At 61.3% G+C, this 21,009-nt stretch carries 23 protein-coding genes; 15 read left to right on the forward strand and 8 right to left on the reverse strand.

Features of this window, described 5'->3' with window-relative positions; genetic code table 11:
- Nucleotides 1-488 precede the first annotated feature (488 nt).
- The 9 genes from BKN05_RS05040 (at nucleotide 489) to BKN05_RS05080 (ending at nucleotide 4,899) form a co-directional block, all read left to right on the forward strand.
- Nucleotides 489-692: a hypothetical protein gene (locus BKN05_RS05040; protein ID WP_286688109.1), complete on the forward strand. Its 204-nt coding sequence runs from the start codon at nucleotides 489-491 to the stop codon at nucleotides 690-692.
- Between the two features lie 136 nt (nucleotides 693-828).
- Entirely contained in the window at nucleotides 829-1,503 is a 675-nt protein-coding gene (locus BKN05_RS05045) for a LysE family translocator (RefSeq protein ID WP_286688110.1), read from the forward strand.
- Nucleotides 1,504-1,512: 9 nt separating this feature from the next.
- On the forward strand, nucleotides 1,513-1,842 hold the full coding sequence (locus tag BKN05_RS05050) for a YbjQ family protein (RefSeq protein ID WP_005323228.1): 330 nt from the start codon (nucleotides 1,513-1,515) through the stop codon (nucleotides 1,840-1,842).
- Nucleotides 1,835-2,770, forward strand: coding sequence for a CE1 family esterase (locus BKN05_RS05055; RefSeq protein WP_286688111.1), 936 nt, complete (start codon nucleotides 1,835-1,837; stop codon nucleotides 2,768-2,770). The genes BKN05_RS05050 and BKN05_RS05055 overlap by 8 nt, the downstream gene beginning before the upstream one ends.
- 35 nt (nucleotides 2,771-2,805) lie before the next feature.
- Nucleotides 2,806-3,090: an RNA-binding S4 domain-containing protein gene (locus tag BKN05_RS05060; RefSeq protein WP_005323225.1), complete on the forward strand. Its 285-nt coding sequence runs from the start codon at nucleotides 2,806-2,808 to the stop codon at nucleotides 3,088-3,090.
- On the forward strand, nucleotides 3,091-3,918 hold the full coding sequence (locus BKN05_RS05065; protein WP_286688112.1) for a VOC family protein: 828 nt from the start codon (nucleotides 3,091-3,093) through the stop codon (nucleotides 3,916-3,918).
- A gap of 5 nt (nucleotides 3,919-3,923) precedes the next feature.
- Nucleotides 3,924-4,229 (forward strand): MGMT family protein, encoded by a 306-nt coding sequence (locus BKN05_RS05070; RefSeq protein WP_286688113.1) that lies wholly within the window; start codon nucleotides 3,924-3,926, stop codon nucleotides 4,227-4,229.
- On the forward strand, nucleotides 4,226-4,585 hold the full coding sequence (locus BKN05_RS05075) for a DMT family transporter (protein ID WP_286688114.1): 360 nt from the start codon (nucleotides 4,226-4,228) through the stop codon (nucleotides 4,583-4,585). Before BKN05_RS05070 ends, BKN05_RS05075 begins: the two co-directional genes overlap by 4 nt.
- Nucleotides 4,582-4,899, forward strand: a complete 318-nt coding sequence (locus BKN05_RS05080; protein ID WP_005329765.1) for a DMT family transporter — start codon at nucleotides 4,582-4,584, stop codon at nucleotides 4,897-4,899. Before BKN05_RS05075 ends, BKN05_RS05080 begins: the two co-directional genes overlap by 4 nt.
- A gap of 82 nt (nucleotides 4,900-4,981) precedes the next feature.
- On the opposite strand, the gene BKN05_RS05085 is transcribed toward BKN05_RS05080, so the two are convergent.
- Nucleotides 4,982-5,833: a PrsW family intramembrane metalloprotease gene (locus BKN05_RS05085; RefSeq protein ID WP_286688115.1), complete on the reverse strand. Its 852-nt coding sequence runs from the start codon at nucleotides 5,831-5,833 to the stop codon at nucleotides 4,982-4,984.
- Nucleotides 5,834-6,415, reverse strand: coding sequence for a hypothetical protein (locus tag BKN05_RS05090; RefSeq protein ID WP_286688116.1), 582 nt, complete (start codon nucleotides 6,413-6,415; stop codon nucleotides 5,834-5,836).
- A 42-nt stretch (nucleotides 6,416-6,457) separates the two neighbouring features.
- Here BKN05_RS05090 and BKN05_RS05095 point away from each other — a divergent pair, with 42 nt between their 5' ends.
- Both BKN05_RS05095 and BKN05_RS05100 read left to right on the forward strand, forming a co-directional pair.
- On the forward strand, nucleotides 6,458-8,392 hold the full coding sequence (locus tag BKN05_RS05095; RefSeq protein ID WP_286688117.1) for a M13 family metallopeptidase: 1,935 nt from the start codon (nucleotides 6,458-6,460) through the stop codon (nucleotides 8,390-8,392).
- Nucleotides 8,393-8,432: 40 nt separating this feature from the next.
- Nucleotides 8,433-9,326 carry an alpha/beta hydrolase gene (locus BKN05_RS05100; RefSeq protein ID WP_286688118.1) on the forward strand — a complete coding sequence of 298 codons (894 nt, stop codon included), beginning with the start codon at nucleotides 8,433-8,435 and terminating at the stop codon, nucleotides 9,324-9,326.
- 52 nt (nucleotides 9,327-9,378) lie between these two features.
- On the opposite strand, the gene BKN05_RS05105 is transcribed toward BKN05_RS05100, so the two are convergent.
- The 5 genes from BKN05_RS05105 to BKN05_RS05125 form a co-directional block, all read right to left on the reverse strand.
- Complete coding sequence (locus BKN05_RS05105) at nucleotides 9,379-12,846, reverse strand: arabinosyltransferase domain-containing protein (RefSeq protein ID WP_286688119.1); 3,468 nt, start codon at nucleotides 12,844-12,846, stop codon at nucleotides 9,379-9,381.
- A gap of 74 nt (nucleotides 12,847-12,920) precedes the next feature.
- Entirely contained in the window at nucleotides 12,921-14,897 is a 1,977-nt protein-coding gene (locus BKN05_RS05110) for a galactan 5-O-arabinofuranosyltransferase (protein ID WP_286688120.1), read from the reverse strand.
- Between the two features lie 177 nt (nucleotides 14,898-15,074).
- Nucleotides 15,075-15,833 carry a decaprenylphospho-beta-D-erythro-pentofuranosid-2-ulose 2-reductase gene (gene dprE2, locus BKN05_RS05115; RefSeq protein WP_049377072.1) on the reverse strand — a complete coding sequence of 253 codons (759 nt, stop codon included), beginning with the start codon at nucleotides 15,831-15,833 and terminating at the stop codon, nucleotides 15,075-15,077.
- 37 nt (nucleotides 15,834-15,870) lie between these two features.
- A complete protein-coding gene (gene dprE1 / locus BKN05_RS05120) occupies nucleotides 15,871-17,286 on the reverse strand; it encodes a decaprenylphosphoryl-beta-D-ribose oxidase (protein ID WP_049377071.1) in 1,416 nt (471 codons plus the stop codon).
- Nucleotides 17,287-17,412: 126 nt separating this feature from the next.
- Complete coding sequence (locus BKN05_RS05125) at nucleotides 17,413-17,688, reverse strand: hypothetical protein (protein ID WP_179387256.1); 276 nt, start codon at nucleotides 17,686-17,688, stop codon at nucleotides 17,413-17,415.
- A gap of 34 nt (nucleotides 17,689-17,722) precedes the next feature.
- On the opposite strand from BKN05_RS05125, the gene BKN05_RS05130 reads away from it, so the two are divergent.
- Genes BKN05_RS05130 through BKN05_RS05145 form a run of 4 tightly spaced genes read left to right on the forward strand, consistent with a single transcriptional unit; the run spans nucleotide 17,723 to nucleotide 20,052 of the window.
- Nucleotides 17,723-18,187: a hypothetical protein gene (locus BKN05_RS05130; protein WP_250411513.1), complete on the forward strand. Its 465-nt coding sequence runs from the start codon at nucleotides 17,723-17,725 to the stop codon at nucleotides 18,185-18,187.
- Nucleotides 18,188-18,196: 9 nt separating this feature from the next.
- Nucleotides 18,197-19,105 (forward strand): plasmid pRiA4b ORF-3 family protein, encoded by a 909-nt coding sequence (locus tag BKN05_RS05135; RefSeq protein ID WP_080970351.1) that lies wholly within the window; start codon nucleotides 18,197-18,199, stop codon nucleotides 19,103-19,105.
- Nucleotides 19,106-19,116: 11 nt separating this feature from the next.
- Complete coding sequence (locus BKN05_RS05140; RefSeq protein WP_005323207.1) at nucleotides 19,117-19,557, forward strand: GtrA family protein; 441 nt, start codon at nucleotides 19,117-19,119, stop codon at nucleotides 19,555-19,557.
- Nucleotides 19,558-20,052, forward strand: a complete 495-nt coding sequence (locus BKN05_RS05145; RefSeq protein ID WP_286688121.1) for a GtrA family protein — start codon at nucleotides 19,558-19,560, stop codon at nucleotides 20,050-20,052. It abuts the gene before it with no gap.
- On the opposite strand, the gene glfT1 is transcribed toward BKN05_RS05145, so the two are convergent.
- On the reverse strand, nucleotides 20,049-20,972 hold the full coding sequence (gene glfT1 / locus BKN05_RS05150; protein WP_193393086.1) for a galactofuranosyltransferase GlfT1: 924 nt from the start codon (nucleotides 20,970-20,972) through the stop codon (nucleotides 20,049-20,051). The genes BKN05_RS05145 and glfT1 overlap by 4 nt on opposite strands.
- Nucleotides 20,973-21,009 lie beyond the last annotated feature (37 nt).

The following is a 21,009-nucleotide window of genomic DNA, read 5'->3' on the forward strand; positions in this document are numbered from 1 at the left end:
CGGCAAGTCTCATAAGGGTTAAACCACACGCCGAGCGGACACACCTTGGGCCAGGCACGTCATTCGAGTTCACGGTCCGTCTCCGTGGAATCGGGATCGTACTTGGTGACCTGTCCCTCCTCGGTGCGTGTGGGCACGGGGGGCTGTGGGCGAGCCACCACCCGGCACGTGCCCCAGCCGGTCAAGGGCCCCCGAGCGCTCCGCGTCTCCAGCGCAGATCGTGGAAGGATCGAACTTGTTCAGGGACCAAGCGTCACTGCGAGACTCTTTTTGTCCCGCAACTTGAATAGTTCAGCGGCCTTGATACCGCGGACATCCATTCGGAGTGCTGCCGAGTCTCGTCGACACAGCCTGCGACTACCTGGGCAGTGTGTTTGACAAAGGACCCCACCCTCATCAGCGTTGCCGAGTCCTCGCCGTTCCAGTTGCCGTAACCGACTAGATGCAGATTCTTCGGCGCAGTTTTCGCGCAGTTTATTCGCCCCGATATGTCGCCCACTTGGACCGTTGCGGTGGCGGTAATCCTCGTGGCGATGTCCGTGACGTGGTTTTCTACTTTTGCGCTCATTGTGCGCGCGGCATCGCGCTGGATTGCGCACCATTCCGCGGCCATCGATATCGTTTCTGGTCTTATCTTTGCGGTGCTGGGACTCGTTATGGTCGTGGAGGGCGCTATCGAGCTCTTCGGTTAGTACAGGTGGTGGATTTCTATAAAAGAGTTGATATAGGAGCTACCTACATCACAGAACTTACCTGTTTCGCTGCAGGTGAGAGGGTTCTTATAGTGGCATGTGTTAATCCAATCGCATGCGAGTATGGAGGTGTTAGGTGGCTATTAGCGCCCTGGTGACCTTAATGGGCGTGTGGTTCGCGGCGATGGCCTCGCCGGGCCCAGACGTAGTGCAAATCATTCGCTTAGGTGCGCGTTCTACGCGCGCAGCCGTATGGGCGGCGCTTGGTAGTACCACCGGCCTTACTATTTGGACCGTGGCCTCCTTGGCGGGGCTATCCGCGCTGATTTCCGCGCACCCTGGCATCCTCGTGGCGCTGCAGGTTCTCGGTGGTTGTTACCTGCTGTGGATGGCCTATACCGCCATTACCGGTGGTATTAAGGAGCGCCGCGCGCCCGCAACCGTAGTGGGCACCGAAACCCGCGCCCCACAGCCGCGCGGGTTTACGCCGGACGGCATTATCAAGGCGGCCACCGCCTTTCGCATGGGATTCATCTGCGATCTCTCGAACCCCAAGGTGGTCATTTTCTTCGGCGCCATCTTTGCCAATTTCATCGACCCCGGCATGGGCATTGGCGCCACTCTCATGGTGGGTGCCGTATTGATTTTGGAAAGCCTCGTGCTCTTTGTAGGCGTGGCTTTGAGCACCCGCGCGGTATCGAAGTGGATGGCCAGGAATTCCGCCTGGGTGGATATTGTCAGCGGCGTGGTCTTCCTGCTGCTGGGTATCATCATCCTTTTTGAAGGAGTGCGTGGCCTTATAGCCATGTAATCTGGGTCCATGATTTTTACCACCACTAATACCGTTGATGGCTATGAAATTACGGACTATATCCGCATTATCGCCGGAGAGACCGTCATCGGTATTAATATGCTGAAGGATTTCGGGGCATCCCTCCGCAATATCACCGGTGGGCGCTCCGCTGGATACGAAAGCGAAGCCATCAAGGCACGAGAGGCGGCACTCGATGAGTTGTGGCGCCGCGGACAGGAGCTCGGGGCCGATGGCGTGGTGGGCATCGCCTTTGATTATTCGCCCATGGGCACCTCGAATGACATGCTGATGGTCACGGCCACCGGCACTGCGGTGAAGCTGCGCGCCCGTGACTAAGGTAGGCAAGAAAACACTGGCTCTATGCGCTGGGTTATGCGCGGCCGCCGGGCTCATGGCAGGGTGCGAGGAAGAACTGCCGCGGCCGGGCAGCGTGCCGAATGAATCGCACGGCGCGGCCGATAGCTATATCACCACGCTGCCGGACCAAGGCACAACCGCCAATGGCCAGTACCAGATCATTAACCTGCGCAATGACCGCAGCTTTGTGGTCCACGTGCCGTTTAGCGCGGATAAGCACCACCGCCTGCCCGTGGTCGTGGCGATGCACGGCTATGAGATGGACGCCGGCAATATGTTCAAAGGCACCGACCTCTCCCAAGGCGATGCCATTACCGTCTTTGTCCAAGGCGCGGGCAAGGCGTGGGCGCCGGCACCGTATGCGGTAACCAGCTTGGACGATGACCTCAAATACGTCGATGACACCATCGATTTCGTCCGCCGTCACTATCCCGCTTCTGAGACCACCTATGGGGTGGGCTTTTCCAATGGTGGCGGGTTTGCCCGCGCGGTGTCCTGCAAGCGGCCGGGTTTATTTGATGCGGTGGCGACGGTCTCGGCGGCCAAGTATGACCGAGTGGAAAAGGACTGCGCCAGCGAACCCACCGATTACCTGGATATTCACGGTACTGAGGACGTGCTCATGAATTACGATGGCGGGCACCAGCACGGCGCGCACTACCGCTCGGTAAAGCAATCGCTGCGCGGGATTGCCAGGGAGAATGGGTGTAACCCGTTTCCAAAGAGGCGTCGGAAAGAAGCGGTGGAACACTTCACCTGGCGGGTATGTGATGCGCGCACCGAGCAATACACCATCCACGGTGGCACGCACACGTGGAATGGCGGGGCCACGGACCATTCCGGGCTGGTGAGGGCGGAGTGGACCACCGATACGGTCCTGGATTTCTTTCATATCGCCCACCCGTAGCTATAGCCGCGCGCGGGCTGGGTAAGCTGGGCGGCATGCTAGACATTCCTATCAACGGCGACTCCATCAAATTGGGCCAGTTCATCAAGCTGGCCAGCTTGGTGGCTACCGGCGGCGAGGCTAAAGAGCTCATCGCAGAAGGCGTGGTCACGGTCAATGGCGAACCCGAAACGCGCCGAGGCGCCATGCTCCACCCAGGCGACGAGGTGTGCATCGAGGATGCTTGCGCGCGCGTGGGCGAGCCGGATGATGACGATGACTACTTTGATGAAGCCACGGCCGACGATGACTTTGATCCGGAAAAGTGGAGGAATATGTAGATGCCAGCATTCGAAGCTGAAGTGGGCATGCCCTACTGGATTGACCTGACCACCTCGGACCCGCGCAAGTCCGCACACTTTTACGAGCAGGTGCTGGGCTGGGAAATTTCCGCCGAGTCCGGCGAAGATAATTCGTACCAGATGGCGCGCCTGCAGGGCCTGCCCATCGCTGGGCTGATCCCGCAGCCGGAGGAGGCCCCCATGCCGGATACGTGGGTGACCTACTTTCTGTCCAAGGACATCGCGGGCGATTGCCAGCGCGCGCAGAACTTGGGCGGGCGCACCCTAGTGGAGCCGCAGCAGGTGCAGCTGGGGCACATGGCCCTGCTTGTCGACGCCGCCGGGGGAATGTTTGGCCTCATCCAACCCGCCGGCCCCGAACATTTCGTGGCTGCCGGAGAGCCCGGCACCCCGGTCTGGCACGAGCTCACCGCCACCTCGGGCTTCCAGCGCGCAATGGATTTTTATGGCGAGCTATTCAACTGGGAGATCCGCGCCACGCAGTCCGAGGATGAGGACTTCATCTATGCCACCGCGGAAGAAGAAGGTGCACCGTTTGCCGGCCTGTGGAACGCCGAGGGGCAGTTCCCGCCGCAGGTCCCGAGCTTCTGGCAGACCTATTTGGGCGTGCGCGATATCGACGCCGCTGCGAAGAAGGCCGTGGAATTAGGCGGCGAGGTCATCCGCGAACCATCGGATTCGCCCTTCGGCCGCATGTGCCTTTTGGCTGATTCCACCGGTGCAACCATTACCCTCACCGAGGTCGAAGACGCCCCCGAAGAAGAGCCCACCGAGTCGGATGATGTGCTGGGTCTCGACCCGCAATAATTACGATGAGTGAATCGCCACTGGTCAAGCGCGTATTAGCGGTCGTTGCCGTGATTCCGCCCGGCAACGTCACCTCCTATGGCGAGGTGGCCAAGGTGGCCGGCTGCGGTGCGCGCAACGTCGGTACCGTACTAAAACGCCACGGTGCCGGCGCTGCATGGTGGCGCGTGGTCCGCGCCGATGGCGCCTCCCACGATCCCGCCCGCGCCGTGGAGTTCTGGGATCGCGAGGCCATCGCGCATGCCAACGGCCGCGTTAAAATGCACGAGCACGGAATCGACGCCCGCGAATTACAGGAGTTGATGGAGTGAGGGCCTGGGTCATTCTTTTTTTCGCGATTGCCAGCGAAGTCGTGGGCACCGTCGCGCTGAAATACGCCGTGGACTATTTCTGGATCTACGGCGTGGCCGCCCTCTGCTTCATCCTTGCTTTTGTGCTCCTGCACCGCGTAATGCAAGAAGGCGTCAACGTGGGCGTGGCCTATGGTCTCTGGGCATCCGGCGGGGTGATTTCCACCGCGTTGCTGTCCGCCGCGCTATTTGGCGAGCCGCTCGGCGCGGTAAAGCTCGCCGGCATCGCGCTCATTATTGCCGGCGTATTCTGCGTGGAAATGGGCGCTAAACCGCACGAGGATGAAGACCACACTGTGGAGGCGGCGCCGCAATGATCTGGTTCCTTCTTTTCCTCGCCACCGCCATTGAGGTTTCCGGCACGCTGTGCCTGCGCATGTCCGCGGTGACCGGACGTCGCTTCTGGGTGGTGCTCGTCGCCCTGTGTTATGTCTCTGCCTATGGCTTCTTGGCGCTCGTGCTCAAGGCCGGCATGGATTTGGGCGTGGCCTACGGCATCTGGGCTGCCACTGGCGTTGCGCTTACCGCCATTGCCTCGTATCTCCTGTTCAAGGAGCCGTTTACTTGGTTAAAATCTTTGGGCGTGGTGCTCATTGTCGGGGGAGTGCTGCTCGTAGAAGCCGGGGCGTAGCACTGACAAAACAAGCACGTTTCGTCTCTCACGTGGTGTGAAAAGGGCGAAACGCGCTTGTTGTGCAGCGTGGTTGGTGGCTTTAGCGGATGTAGGCGAGGGCGTCGTCGGCAGTGCTGTGGCTATAGCTCTCATCGGTTTTGGCGAGCTTATTGCCGCGCAGTACCAGCCACATGCTCAGCGGGTAGAGGATAAGCGCTACCGTGACGGCCTGGATAATGGCGGCCACCTCGGAATCGTGCAGGTAGTTCCAGCAAAAGTGGAGGAGGAAAGCGGCGGCTAGACAGCCGAGAAAGACGCCGAGGCGCCACCACAGCGGCTTGGCGGCGGCATAGAGCGCCCAGCCGATGCCCCAACCAGCCAGTGCGGTGAGCAAGACGTGTAGGCCAGGGCCGGCTACAAGGCGCAGACCCCACATCTCAAATAGGCCCTGAATATCGCTATCGGGGTGCATGGTGGCGCCCATGGCACCGTAGAGAATATTTTCGCAGGCCTCGAAGCCTAGGCCCACCACTGCGCCCACCATCCAGCCATGCCACGGGCGGTTGAGCTGGCGGAAGGACATGAGCACGAAGATAACGCCGGTAGCCTTGGAGATTTCCTCTGGGTAGGCGCCGCTCCAGGACATCATGGCATCCACCCAGCCGGTGCCGATGGCAAGCTGCATGACAGGACCGGAGCTGATAAGCGCCAAGGCAACGGCCACCCCGCCGCCCCAAAGGAAAGCCAGCGCGGCCCACAACCGCGCCGGGCGGGCCCACATGGGGCTGCGCTGCAGCAGGAAGATGACCAGCGCCACGAGAACGGCGGCGATGAGCAGGCTGAGCAGGCCCATCAGGGGAGAGATCAAAAATGTGCTCAACGTCTGGAAAAAGAAGGCGATGAGGCCAATGCCGGAGAGGATCCACAGTGTGGTGCGAAAGAGCTTGGACATCTAGTACATCAACTCCCCGGAGAAGTCAGCGAATTCTGCTTCGGCCGCAGCGGGCAGATCCTCTTGGCCGAAGGCATGCCAGATGCGGGAGGTGGTGGCCCGGGCCTGATCGCCCTTGCCGGTCACGGTGACCACCCAATCCTTGTTTTCGTCTTCGCCGGTGCCGTCGAGGGAGAGGGCGGCGGTGGAGGAGGGGGCGTCGGCAAGCAGGAGTGCCCCGTTGGTGCCGTCGAAGGTGGGGGCGTCGGCCGGCAGGGCAGCCATGGCGAGGGCGCGGACCATGCGGCGCAAGGTGGTGGCATCGTCCTTGGCATCCTCGGTGAGGGTGGCCTGTACGCTGACATCGCCGCAGTTCCAGCCGATGCTGGCGAGGGATTCATAGTCGCGCTCGCAGTAGAGATCGGCAACGTCAATCTCCCAATCCTGGCTGGGCTCGGTCAGGGTGACCTGCTCGACGTCCGCGGAGGAATCCGCCAGCGCCGCCTGCACAATTGTGGGCAAAGCGAGAACCACCGCCACGAACGCAATGACGGCGAGGAAAAGGCGCCGTGGATGCGCTGGAGGAAAGCGATAAAATTCCATAGCCCACACCTTATCTTGCTGCTTTGACCTAGAGTGGCAGGCATGAAAGATCTTTATCAACTAGTCAATGGACCCTGGCTGGAAAGCCACGTCATTCCCGATGATCGCGGCGTGGATGGCACCTTCCACGCGCTGCGCGATGAGGCGGAGGAACTCGTGCACGAGATCGTGGACAAGGACACCGGCCGCCCGGGCAAGCTCTACGCCTCCTTTATGGATACCGAGGGAGTCAACGCGGCCGGCATGGCTCCATTGGATGCGGATCTGGACCGCCTGAGCGCGGCCGACCCAGAGGAACTGGCACAGCGCCTGGGTGAACTTGAGCGCACCGGTGTTGGCTCCCCGGTGACCTTCTGGGTATCCAAGGACTCTGGTTCTGAGGACGCCATTGCTTATGTCATTCAATCCGGCCTGGGCCTGCCGGATGAGGCTTATTACCGCGAGGAAGCCCACGCGGAGACGCTGAGCGCTTATGAAAAGCACGTGGCCGAAATGCTGGAATTCCTCGACCCAGCCCGCCTCTTTGGCCTGGGCGCCGAGGTAGCAGCCCACCGCATCGTCAGCTTGGAAAAGGAGCTGGCTGCTGGCCATTGGGATGTGGTTTCCACTCGCGATGCGGTCAAGACCTATAACCCGTGCGAGTTTAGCGAGCTGCCCACCATGACCCGCGCTTTGCTCTCCGGCGGCAACCTGCCAGAGCACCGCGTGGTCAATATGATGCCGTCTTATCTCGAGCACTTCGAGAGCCTCTTTACCTCCGAGCGCATGGCCGATTGGCAGCTGTGGGCCACCTGGCACATTCTGCGCTCCCGCGCAGCTATGCTGCCCGAGGAAGTAGGCGCGAAGAACTTTGAGTTCTATGGCACCAAGCTCTCCGGTGCCACCGAGCAGCGCGACCGCTGGAAGCGCGCCGTGGGCTTGGCCGAATCCCTAGTGGGCGAAGAGATTGGCCAAGTATTTGTGGAAAAGTACTTCCCGGCCTCCTCCAAGCGTGAGATGGATGAGCTGGTGGACTACCTCATCGCCGCCTACCGCGAGCGCATCTCTCAGCTGGAGTGGATGACGCCGGCCACCCGCGAGCGCGCGCTGGAAAAGCTGTCTCAATTCAAGGCCAAGATTGGCTTCCCGGATTCCTGGCGTGATTACTCCGGCCTCGAGGTCTCCGCTAAGGGTGGGGACCTGCTGGCTAATGCCCGCGCCGGCTCCGCTTTCTCCCATGACTTTGAGCTGGCCAAGGTTGGCAAGCCAGCTGACCGCGATGAATGGGTGACCACCCCGCAGACGGTCAACGCCTTTTATAACCCGGTGGTCAATGACATCACCTTCCCGGCAGCTATCCTGCGCCCGCCGTTCTATAACCCAGAGGCCGATGCCGCAGAAAACTTTGGCGCCATCGGTGCCGTCATCGGCCACGAGATTGGTCATGGCTTTGATGATCAGGGCTCGCAGTTTGATGGCCAGGGCAACCTGAATTCCTGGTGGTCCGATGAGGACCGCGCCGCCTTTGAAAAGCTCACCGCCAAGCTGGTGGAGCAATTCAACGGCCAAGTGCCGACGGTGCTCAAGGAAGCCGGCATCGAATCCACCGGTGTAAATGGCAGCTTCACCCTGGGTGAAAATATCGGTGACCTAGGCGGTTTGGGTATCGCTGTGGTGGCTTTCAAGAACTACTGCGCCGATAAGGGCATTGACCTGCAGGGCAAGGAGGAGAAGTTCGAAGTAGATGGAGCCGAGCCGGAGTTGGCCGAGCATACCTACAACGGACTGCAGCGCTTCTTCCTGTCCTGGGCCCGCGTTTGGCGCACCGCCATCCGTCCGGAGATGGCCACCCAGTACCTGGCCATTGACCCGCACTCGCCGGCGGAGTTCCGCTGCAACCTCATTGCGGCCAATATTGCGGAGTTCTACGAGGCCTTTGAGGTTGCAGAGGATTCTGCCATGTATATTGCGCCGGAGGATCGCGTCACCATCTGGTAGCCCTTTTTAGCCGGTAGGCGGTGCGCGTAGGCTCGGTGGCATGACTAACGCAGACGCTAACCAGGACCCGCACCGCCCGCTGGAGCCCGGCCAAGTGTGGCACATCGGCGGTCAGGACCGTCAGATGGAGGAGAAGGAACAGCTCGAGCAGCTCGTTGCCTATATCGACGCCCACTATGACACCCCGGATTTTCGCCCGCCGTGGGCCGGGGGCGGATCCCCTGAGGCGGATCAGTACTGCGCGCTCTTGCCGGATCGCATTACCCATGCGGCAATGATGGTGCTCGGTACTGCGGTGGACCATGCGCTACCGGGCACTGCGTACACGGAGGGCATTAGCGTAGAAGAGTCTGAGGTGGGCGCCATCTTCCAGCCCACAAAGCCAACTGGCCGGTGGGCGGTCTCGCTGCATTCGGGCGGTTGGTGGCGCGGTGACGGTCAGGCGTTGGAGATGCAGTGGCGCCCCGAGGTAGCCGCCGCCGCGCAGCTATCCGGCACCACCATTATTGACGTGGATTATCCGCTCGCTCCCGAGCACACCGTGGCGGAGATGGTCAGTGCAGTGCAGCAGGCCATCGACTATGCCCGCGCGCAGGGCGCTTCTAGCGTTACTACCTGGGGGTATTCTTCCGGCGGGGCGCTGGCGGCGCTCGTGCCTGCCGACGCCCTCCTGTTCACCTTCCCCGATTTCGGCGCCCTGGCAAATCTGCCCGAGGATCTTCGCGCCGGATACGACATCCCGGCGGACCTATCTGAGCTAAGTCCGCACACTTTCGTGCAAACCGCAACCGAGGATGAGATTGCCGCGCGCGTTTGCGTGCCCGGTGCCGTTGCGCGCGATTACGTCTCTACCCACCGCGTGTCGACTCCGGCGGTGGCCCGGCAGCGCGTGCGGGATGCGGCCGCATTCCTGGCAGGCGAGCTAGAAAAATAGCTCCCCGCCGTGCTGGCGGGGAGCGGGCAGTGGAGAGCTGTAGCTGAGGAGGCTACTCCTCGCCCTCGGGGCGGATCTTCATCTCGGAGTCTTTCCACAGTCCGGAACGGGTAACGTCCTCATAATCGATCTCGGCGGGGACTGGGGCATTGCCCTGTGAATCGGTACGCAGCTCGTACTTTTCAATGGCACCCCAGTCGCGTGCCCAGTCATTATTGAGGTAGCTCGGGATCTCATAGGAGTAGTTGACCGCCTCCGCGGTGGACATGGCGCCACCGCCGGAGAAGGACTGGAAATCCGTCAGGGAGGTCTGTGCTGAGGAATCCGGCAAGATGCGGTATTCCGGAATTTCCGTGACGCCGGCGAAGTGGTCAAAGGTGCGCTGGCACGGGAACTGCAGGGCTACGGCCCAGTCCAGCAGCGCCGGGGTGTCCTTGGAGAACTGGTTATTGATGGTATCCAGCTCTGGGACGCGCGGCGGAGTAAAGGCCAGCCAGTCATCCTCATCGGTGGAGTCATCCGTTGCTACCAGGCGCACCACGTTGGCATCCTTTGGCAACTTATCCAGCGGCAGGCGCAGGTTGCGCCACTTTGGCGTGGCACCAACGGCGGCGAGTTCTTCCTCGCCGGTATTGGTGACCTTTCCGGAGTCATCGATGGTGCCGTACTCGAGGCTAAGCTCCATGCCTTCCTGCTCCACCCCGTTGACATCGTGGTGGTAGATATTGCCGGCTGCAGATACGGCGAGAACCGGGGTATTGTCCTTGGCCTCTGGCAGGTTGTACCACTTGGTGGTTACCTCAGAGGTGGAGTCTTGGTCTTCGTTATAGGAACCGAGCACCGGCACCTTGGTGTAATCCAGGTTGAACGGCAGGTGCATGGTGGATCCATTGACGCCCTGGGTGCCGCGCACGCCGCCCTCAGAGGTATTGGTGGTTTCCTTGGACTTCTTGTCCTTCTTTTCCTTCTTATCCTTCGACTCCTGGGAGTCGGAAGACTCGCTCGCGCCGCCGGATTCAGCATCCGCGCCCGAGGTAGCGGTCTCCGCGCTATCGGAGGAGGAATCGCTGGAGCCATCCGCGATGGCACCCACGGAGGCGGAATTCTGGTTTTCCGGCTCGATGGATTCGGGGATGAAGTTTGGATCGAAGCCCTTGTGGGTCTCGTCCTGGTCCACCAGGGAATCGCCCAAGTCGCCTTCGACCGGGGTCAGGAAGGAGTCATTGGTATTGGTCTCCACCATGGTCTGATCCGCCAGCGCGCAGGTATTGCCGCGCAGGGAAGCCAAGTTGCCCTTGCCCACGGAGTAGGAATCCGCCTGGGAGACGGTGGCCTTGGCAAAGGAAGCACAAGAAAGGGCAACCACGATGGCGCAGGCAAGGGCGATAGGCGCGGACATGATTCCGGCCGAACGCGAGACCTTGGCGGCGGCATTCTTCTCAAATTCCGCCAGGGTTCCGGCCTCTTGCGCCTGGGACTTGCGGTAGCTATGGCGCAGGGACTGCACCACGCCGATGGCGAAGATGATAAGCGCGATGGCGAGCAGCACCTTATTGGCCTCGATGGCCTTGAATTGCACCGTGCGATCCCACCACGGAATGCCAAAGGAGGATACGTACCACCAAGCGTTCCAGCCGGCGAAGGAGATAGCCAGCAAGAAAACCACCGCGGCGATGGCGAAGGTGCGAGCGCGCGGCGAGCGCAGCGCGAACTGGGAGAGCACCACAGCGCCGAGGGCAGCGATGACACCGGCCACGCCGGCGTAGATGCCAAAGTGGTGGGTCCACTTGGTGGGGGTGAACATGAGGAAGAACATGGACAGCGCCACGATGATGAGCAGGCGCTGGGTCGGGCCGACGGCAGCACCAACGACGCGACGGTCCTTGATAAAGGCCGCCACAATAAGCACCAGGCAGAAGAGCATGGTGAAGACCGCGAAGCGGCGGGTCAGCGAGCCATCCACGGATTCCTGGAAGAGGGTGGAGTAGCGCGCGTACTCCGCGTACCACGGTAGGGAGGGGCCGACCTCGGAGCGCACGCGGGTGGACTCCAGCACGGTAGAGAGCGTCTGGTCACCAAAGGCGGCGACCATGATGGCGGTGCCAGCGCTCAGGAACGGCGCAATGAGCGAAAGCCAGCCGAGGGCGCCACCGCCCATGGACGGCACGCGCTCAGCCATGGCACGGAAGAGGTGTGGCAGGCTAACGAGGAAGACGCCCACGGCAAAAAGGCCGGTCGGCCCAGCGGCCAATGTGATGGTTGCGGCAATGGTGCCCACGGCCGCCGGAAGCAGGCGGCGGGTGGCAATGGCGCGCTCGAAGGAAGCCCAGGTAAACATCACGCCGAGCGCCACGATGGGCTCTGGGCGGGTGCCGTTGTTATACGGCAGCCAGAAGGCCAGGAACATCAGTGCTGCGGTCCAGTGGGCGACCCGACGGCCGTCGACAAGCTGGCCAAAGCGCGGCAGCATCTCGCGGGAAAGGATAAACCAGATGATGAGCCCGGAAATCAGGCCCGACAGGCGCACGAAGACCGAGGCGGTAGAAATCTGGGAGAGTACGGCAACCAGGTCGTAATAGGGGGAGCCAAAGGGCGCCTCCGGCACGCCGTACCAGCGGTAGTAGTTGGCCATGTAGGTCGCGTGATCGAAGACGCGGCTCATGGAGAAGATGAAGCCATCATCCGAGGTATTGGCGCCGAGGATGTACCAGAATCCCAAAATTGCGGCCACCACGCCATCGAGCGGGCGCACCTTCTTCCACGTCTCAGGCATGAAACCGAAGCGGCGTCCATCGAGGCGGTCGATGCGCCATAGGCAGAACAGGGACACGGCCACCATGGCGATGCCCAACCACATGGCAATGGTCTTGAGCAACGTCGGGGACGAGGTAAAGCGGGAGTTGATATCGACGTGGACATTGAGGCCGTCGTCAAGCAGGGCTTGCACGTCAGCCTTATCGTCGATTTCGGTATAAACGCCGGTGACCTGCGGGCGCAGATCCTCCTCGGTGGTCTTTTCATGCTCGCCCACGCTCACGGAGGTGCCATCGCCCGTAGCGGAAATTTCAATCCTGGCGTCCTTGGGGAGCTTGGCTACCTCTTGGGCGTTGAGGGTAAGCAGCACCTCATCCAAGGACACAACGGACAGGCCCTCGTCATTCGCGCGGACGAAAAGGCCGCGGTTGGAGGCCTTCTTGGATTCCGGCGGGACGGTGCCGTAAACCATGGACTGGCCCTCGCGCAGTTCATCGACTGCGGAGATGGGGATGGTGGCCTTCAGGTCCTCTGGGGCGACGGAAATGAGCGGCGCGTTGATGGACTGCACGGAATCATGCTGCGGCCAATCATAAGAGGATTGGGTTTGGGTCACCGGCAGTAGCGGGGTCGCTACAAAACACAGGAAACCAATCAGCCCGGCAATGATTGCGGTCCACCGCAGGCCCGCGGGGGCGGCGGTGAAGCGGGAGCCGGCAGCGGCAGGTCGCGCTTGGGTGGTATTCGTAGTGAGGCTATCTGACACGGCGATTAGTTTACGTCAGATAACCCCTTCGGCCCGCGGGCACACCCTGCCGCGGGCGGGAAGTGTGGGTGAACTTACTTGGTGCGAACGGCTGTTACAAAGGGGCCGGTTTGCTGTAGCTTCCAGCCCTTATCAAAAACATCGGCGTTGAAGAAGACCGCGCGGTAGCGAATATTCGGCTGGTTGGGATAGATATCTTCTGCCAGGTGGAACTTGAAACCATCGTCCTTATTTTCCAGATCGCCGCGGAACATCATGACATCCGGGCCTCGCCAGGGAGCAGAATCCAAGGCCTTGCGGAACTCCTCCGGCTGCATATCCCAGGAATCATTGGCCCACGTTTCAATCTGCTCGTTGCGGGTGCTGAACTCGCCCAAGGGATTGGCGTAGTGGCTGGTAAAGGCGTTAAAGCCCCAGTAGGGGTAATAAGACATGAAGGTCTTTTCATCCGTGAGCACCACCGTCTCATCCGGTGTATAGTCCTGGTCCTGAATGAAGTTGTGAATATCCAGGTAGTAGTGGGCGGAATCGCTGGTGAAGCGGTCCGCGCGTTCGCCATAGCCATCGGTATCGCTATAGGCGTGATCGATGGCGTTCTCGTTGGCCTCTGGAATCTGTTGCGCATAGAAAACGCCGGCCAAGGCCAAGACGATGCCAAAGACCGCGGTGATCTGCTTATTGGTGGTGCGGGAAAAACGCGCCGGGTAGAGGCGGTGCACGCCGAGTAGACGAATCTCTGCCAGGGCCAGGATGCCGGCGGTGGCAAAGAGGAGCACCACGATCACCTCGAGGCGGAAGCTGAGCAGCGTGGTGCCGGCCAGGGTTGCCACCATAGACGCCACGGTCCACAGGTAGGTGCCAAGGAGGGAGATGCCCAGCGCGCGTACCTCCACGTCATTGAGGCGGATGACGATGTAAATGAGCCCCATGAGGCAGAGGAAACCCACAATGCTCAAGGACAAGAAAGGCACTGGAATTTGCGTGCCTTCCTCCGGCAGGTAGTGCTGCGCGGTGGTTTGCAGCGGCACCGGTGAGTGCATGACTGACCATACGTAGGGTCCCCAGGCGATGAGCGCGATGGCAATAGAGCCTACCGCCATGATCACCAGGCGCAGGATGGGGCGCCACGTATGCTCATAGAGCGCGGTAAACAGCGCGATGAGGCTGACTACGGTAAGTGCGGCCGCAGCAGTGAAAAGGGTATAGAACGTAGCGGAAATGCCCAGGTAGAGCGTCACTCCCAGGGTGGCCAGCCAGGAGCCGCGGAAGGCCCGGGCGCTAAGTACCGCAACGGCGGGCAGGCCCATGGCAATGACCGCGGAATAGGGCTCCTCGGCCGCGATGGTGAGCGTAATCGCGGTGGTCACCAGGGCGATGGCGGTGGCGACCGGCAGGGAACTGGTCAGGCGCTGCCAGATGGGCACCAAAATACAGCCGGCCACGGCAATGGAGATGAGCGCCCAGGGCTGGTAGACCTCCCAGCCCGGAATTCCCATGATCGCACCCAAGCGGCCGCCCAACCAGAACCAGCCAATCGGATAGAAGGACGGCATGTCCTGGTAGTTCATGTCCGCATAGCCCATCTCATCCACCGAACGGGTGAGGAACTGGGTGCGGAAGGCCTGGTCCACCTGCACGCCGTCGAGCCACAAGCGGGAGGCGGACAGCGGCAGGCCCACGGCGGCCAGGGTCAACAGGGCCGGGGAGAGGTAGGTGACCGCGTAGGTCAGCCAGGCCCGCCAGCGCGTCCGGGTAAAGGAATCCTTGTAGTGGTCATAGAGCCACCACACGCACAGCCCGCCGGTCAGGGCCAGCGTGAGCACCACCCCCACCGTGGTCAACGCGCGGGTGACCATGGAGGTATTAAAGGACGGCAGCGAGACCGTCTTGAAGGCAAACCAGCCCAGCAGCGTTACCACGCCACCGGCCAGGGCGGCCAGCACAATACCCAGCAAGGTCGCGCGAGGGGTCAGCGCATCGGCGCGGTAGGCCTCGGTGCGGTTATCCTCGCTTACGGGCGTTGACTGGGCGGGTACAGCGGTGCTTGTCATGCCCATTAGTTTCGCATACCCAAGCCCCACAGCCCAGATTTGGCGCGGGCAGGACAGCACTTGCTTGGCGGCATCCCCCTGATACACCGCCGCCCCCGTCACCTCCTCGCCGCGGGCGTGCGGCGAGGAGGTAGAGCGGGGGCGGGGCGGCTACGCCTACGCGGAAAGCCGCGGCGTTTAGAACGGCAGCTTGCGGAAGATGGCCTGCGGGATGAACTTGAATGCCAAAGACACGTACTCAAAAAGTGGGTGTACGAAGATGGACTGCTTGCCCTCGAGCACGGCCTTGACGGTGGCCTCGGCAACGTCGGAAACGTTGACGGTCAGTGGGGCGTCGCCAGCCTCGGCGGACATCTTGGTGCGCACCTGGCCCGGGCGCACAACCAGCACGTTAGCTCCGGTGCCGCGCAGGGCCTCGCCCAAGTTGATGTAGAAGCCGTCCACGCCGGCCTTGGAGGCGCCGTAGACAAAGTTGGAACGGCGCACGCGCATGCCTGCCACGGAGGACATAGCGATGATGGTGCCGTGGCCCTGGTGCTTGAACTTCTCGCCCAAGAGCACGCCTACGGACACCGGTGCGGTGTAGTTGGTCTGTGCGGAGGCGACAGCCTTGTCGTGGTTTTGCCACAGTTCTTCCTGGTCACCCAGGGTGCCGAAGGCAACGATGGCTACGTCGACGTCGCCGCTTTCCCAGGCCTTATTAATAACGTCTGGGTGGGAGTCGAAGTCGGTGGCGTCGAAGTCCAAGACCTCTACGTCAGCGCCGCGGGATTCCAGGTCAGCCTTGGCCTGGGCGATGCGCGGGGACTCCGGGCGGGCGGCCAGGGTGACCTTGGCCGGGCCGCGCTGCAGGAACTCGGAGACGACGCCGAGGCCGATCTCAGAGGTGCCGCCCAGAAGCAGGATGTGTTGTGCTTGGCCTACTGCATTAAGCATGGTCAGTAAATCTCCTTAAAGGTGTTATTTCCAGTGATTAGTGCAGCTCGAGGCGGCGGGACATATCGGAGGCAAAGACGCCGGTCGGGTCGATCTCGTTGCGGGTCTTCAGCCAGCCTTCCATGCCCGGGTACATCTTGTGGAAGTTTTCGGCGGAGGTGCGGGATTCCTTGGCCAGGTAGAGGCGGCCGCCGAATTCCATCACGCGGCGGTCCAGGTCATCCAGGAACTTGCCCAGGCCCGGACGGATGGGGAAGTCCACGCAGACGTTCCAGCCCGGCATCGGGTAGGACAGCGGCGCGCGGTTGCCTTCACCGAAGAGCTTGAACACGTTGAGGGCGGAGTAGTGGCCGGAGCGCTGCATATCGCGGATGATCTCCTTGAACGGCTCCACAGCCTCGGTCGGTACCACGAACTGGTACTGCAGGAAGCCCTTGGAACCGTATCCGCGGTTCCACTCGCCAATGAGATCCAGCGGCTGGTAGAACTGCGTCAGGTTCTTGACCTGGTTCTTCGCCGGTGCACCCATGGTGTAGTACGCCAAGCCCACGGCGGAGAGGGAGAGCTTATTCATGGTCCAGGACGGGAAGATATCCGGCACCGTCATCAGCTGCGGCGCATTGAACTTCAGTGGGTCCTTGGCCAGCTTCGGGGCTAGCTCTTCCAGCTGCGCCAGGGTGGCCAGCGAACCGCGGGAAATGGTGGAGCGGCCCAGCTTTGGTTCTGGTGAGATGACATCGAACCAGGCGGAAGAATAGGTGTAGTTGTGCTCGGAGCCATCGGAGTGGAAGGCGATGGTTTCATCCAAGTTATCGGTGCGGTCCGTATCCGCGATGAAGTAGGCGGTTTCCGTCTTGGTCATGCGGATGGTGGCGCGCAGAATGATGCCGGTCAGGCCCATGCCGCCAACGGTGGCCCAGAAGAGGTCGCCGCTCGGGTCATCCTCGGAGCCTTCCGGGGTCAGGTGCAGCACGCGGCCATCGGCCACGAGCAGCTCCATGGAGACCACGTGGTCACCAAAGGAGCCGGCGGAGTGGTGGTTCTTACCGTGAATATCTGGGCCGATTGCGCCACCGATGGTGACCTGGCGGGTACCCGGCAGAACCGGAACCCACAGGCCATAAGGCAGGGCAGCCTTCATCAGCTGGTCTAGGGTGACACCACCATCGACGTCCACCAGAGCGGACTCTGGGTCGATGGAGTGGATCTTATTGAGCTTTTGCATGTCGATGACCAAGCCGCCGCCGTTTTGGGCGGGGTCACCGTAGGAGCGGCCCATACCGCGGGCGATGACGCCGCGGCGCAGGTGGGCGGGCTTATCCGAGTTATCTTCTGCAACCTGAGCCACGGCCTTTTTGATCACGTCCACGTCTTCGGTGGAGAGCACGTGGGCGGTCGTCGGGGCGGTGCGGCCCCAGCCGTGCAGGGACTTTTCAGTGGTATGTAATTCCATCTCTTACTCTTTGCTCGACGGATGTATGTCGGATCTCTAGCCTACCTAGCTCACACAAGGGTAGGCGGAGTGACGCGAGTGATATTCAGAACAAAACGGACGCTTGTACTGCCCGAATGTGCCCGTTTAAAGATCCATGAGCGCGCGGATCTCCTCCGGCAGTTCCTCTTGGGATTCAATAATCGGGCCGTCATACTCCCGCAAAAGTTCATAGACGCGAGCCCGTGAGGAGGAGTCCAGCATGGGCAATTCCTCTGCCATCAGGCGAGTCATGAAAGGGCTCAACGGCACATCGGTATGCTCCGTGGCCTCGAAGTGGCCGTTGCGCTTATCGTCCTCTGCACGCACATCCTGAGCCGCCTGCTGCGCCGGCGTCATATGCTTTGTCTTTTCCGAGTACATGCGCATTAGCTTACCGCCGCTTAAAGTAGTCGCTATGACCAACAACCGTGAGACGCACGATCAGCGCCAAGACAACTACGCCCTCGATGACACTCTGGCTGGTCGCATTACCCAGGCCGCCGCCGTGGGCATTGCGACCTCCTATCCGGATTGGATTAAATCCAAAGGCGGTTTGATTACTGCCTATACCTTGTCTTTCTTTGGTTTTGGCGCCCTGGTGGCCTATACCAACGCGCACGCTGAGCAGGACGGCGATGAGCCGCGCTCGCCGCAGGATAGTGACGATCAAGGCCTCAAGCCCTGGGCTATTTTTGCCGCAGTGGTGCTGCTGCTCATCCTGGGCGGGTGGATGAACGTTGCCCTTTCCCGCCGGATGGTGAAGTTCCTGCGCAAGCGCGGTGCCAAGCGGCCGTGGACCCTCTTGGGCGCCATTGGGGCGGCACTGACGTTCCTCATTAGTGAGCTGGAAGCGCGCGATATTGCAAAACTAGCTTCCTAAAACTTGCGTATGGTGGGGCTCATGAATGCAGGGGTCACCGATATCGCACAGGCGCGGGCCAAACGCGCCGATGGCGTGGTATCCCTCAAACGCGAGCCCCTCACCATCATCTGCCAAGCCGCGAATATTCGCGCCGATGGCGAGGTGCACCGCCAGATTGGTTTTAGCGATGCTCTGACCTTTACCGAGCTACACCGCGTTCTGCGTATCTGCTTTGGCCTGCCGGAGGAGGAATCTCCCTGGCACTTTTATGAACACACCGAAGCCCGTGGCCCGCGCATCGATCCGGAGCGCCAGGTCTCCGAATTCCTGTGGCGCGAAGGGGATCAAGTCGACTTCGCCTGGGGACTGTGGGACTTCGAGCTGGTAGTAGCCGAGATCTATCCCCGCGATAATGGCACCCCAGAGGCGCTGTGCGTGGGCGGCTCCGGATCACTCTTTCAGCCCTTTGAGCTGACCAGCGTGAACCGTGAATTGACCGGACAGGAAGTTACCGATGAGGTCTTTTCCGCGGTATCGTCCCCCGTGCGCGATTTAATTGAGCGCACCAAACTCTATGACTTCGTCCCGCTGCTGCAAGCGATGGACCTAGGCAGGGAAACCGACCTATCACCGCATGCTTCCCGCGTGCTCGCCAGCTTGCCGCGCGAGGTGACCCATGAAGGCAAAGACGCCTTTTGGTCCATGGCGCTTGCCCTTTCCTGCATGGGCGGCGCGGAGCTGACCGATTCCGTCGTGGAGACCACCATGGATGCGCTCGGCTGGGTCAATGACGATGGCACGGCACTCTCCGGGGCCGACGTGCGGCAGCTTTGCGCGGCGTCGTTACAGCAATTGGCCGAGATCGGCGCTTATGGCACCGAATCCGCCGCGCCGGTGGATCGGTTGGACATGTACCGAGCGCTCTTGCGCGGGTAGGCTACTCACTCGTGACTAATTCCGCTGACGACGCCGTAGAAGTAAAGCCCTCATCCACCTCGCTGCACACCCAGCTGGTGCGTTTTATTTCCGTGGGCGTATTTACCGCCGCCATTGATTATGGTCTCACGCTTTTATTGACCTATCTGGGGCTGCACCGTTCCGCCGCCAAAGCCATCGGTTGGGTTTTTGGCACCATCGCCGCCTACCTGGCCAATGCGCGGTGGACCTTTGGGGCCAAGGTGTCTGGCCGCACAGCCGCGACCGTGGGCATTTTGTACGCCTCTACCTTTGCGGTCCAAAACTTCCTGTACTGGGTGCTCAATGAGCCGCTTATGGCTCTCGGCTTTGAGGGTGCGGTAAAAGACACCATCGCCTTCGTCATCGCCCAAGGCGTGGCCACGGTGACCAACTTTGCCATTCAAAGGGCCTTTATCTTTAAGGAAAAATAGATGGCAGCAGCCTCCTCACGGACGTGGCGCGGCGTGGCTCAGCGGGCTTCGCGCTCGACCAGCCTGCGCGCGCAAAGCGCCAAGTTCGCTGTGACGGGGGCGCTTGCCGCGCTTATCGACGTCTCCTTAACCTGGCTCCTGCAGATCGGCTTCGGCCTGCTTAGCGCCGACCCCGCCCGTGCGGTGGGCTTTATTATCGGTACCTGGGCAGCCTATCTACTCAATCGCCGCTGGACCTTCCAGGCCGAAGCCACCGCGGTGCGCTTCGCCGGTGTCCTTGCCACCTACGGCGTGACCTTCGTGGTCAATATGGTGGCCTATAAGGTCCTTTTTGAGCTTTTCGACGTCCACTGGGAGTGGAACTCGACCCTTTCCCTCGTGGTGGCCTTTGCTATCTCGCAGGGCACCGCGACCGTGGTGAACTTTGCGGCGCAACGCTGGATTATTTTTAGGAAGGCGGGGGTCAGGGTCGTCGCCAAGCAGGATCCGTCCTAGCCCTGGTTAGGGCGGCGGAAATCTTCTTGGCGCCCGCGGTTGTGGAGTTTTAGCCATTCGATAAAGCCGGCTGGGTCGTGGCGCTGGACCAAGAAGAACCAGCCAAAGCGGGCAAATTCCTGCGGCAGTAGCTTGCGCATACCACGCTGCCACAGCAGGTATCCGCGATTGCGGTAGGTGAAAAAGCGCTTGAACTCACCTTCTGGGTACTGGGTATGCATCTTGCCGCCCAGGATGGGTTTGAACTCATCCGATCCGTCCGGATGTAGGTAGCTGGTGGTCAGCGCCGTGCCGAAGGAGAGTCCGGAGTTGGCCAGCCGGCGGTGGTATTCCACCTCATCGCCGCGGATAAACAGGCGGTAGTCCGGCACGCCAATGATCTCCATGGCCGCGGCGGAAATCAGCGCACCGTTAAAAAGCGAGGCGATGCCGGGCAGGAAATCGCCTTCCAGTTCCTCCATCCGGCGGCGCCATACCAGCCCCTGGCGCAGGGGGAAGGCGAGGCGGCCGGGATCGTCAATATTGCATACCGCCGGGGATACCTCATGCAGGCGGTTGGCTTCGGCCACTCGATACAGCTCCGCTAGTACCGTGTGATCGGCGGGGCGGCCATCATCATCAGCGCACCACACGGCATCGACGCCCAAGGAAAGGGCGGTGAGAAAGCCCAGTGCAAAGCCGCCAGCGCCGCCCAGGTTGGTTTCCGAAGGTACGTAGACGCCCCGGTCACCCGCCATGGATTCGACGAGTTCGCGCACCGCATCTTCCGCGCCATTATCCACCACGACTACCCACTGCACAGGGTGGGTTTGGTGGACTACCTGTTCAAGCGAGGCTCGCAGTAGCTCGGCGCGCTGATGGGTAACAATGACGGCGGCGGTGGAACCGGTGGAAGTCAGGGTGGCAGTCATGGGCTCCATCTTGCCACCGGGCTGGCGCGGGTTAGCGCAGAAACAC

The sequence above is a fragment of the Corynebacterium sp. S5S1 genome (genome assembly GCF_001913985.1).
Taxonomy (GTDB): Bacteria; Actinomycetota; Actinomycetes; order Mycobacteriales; family Mycobacteriaceae; genus Corynebacterium; species Corynebacterium marquesiae.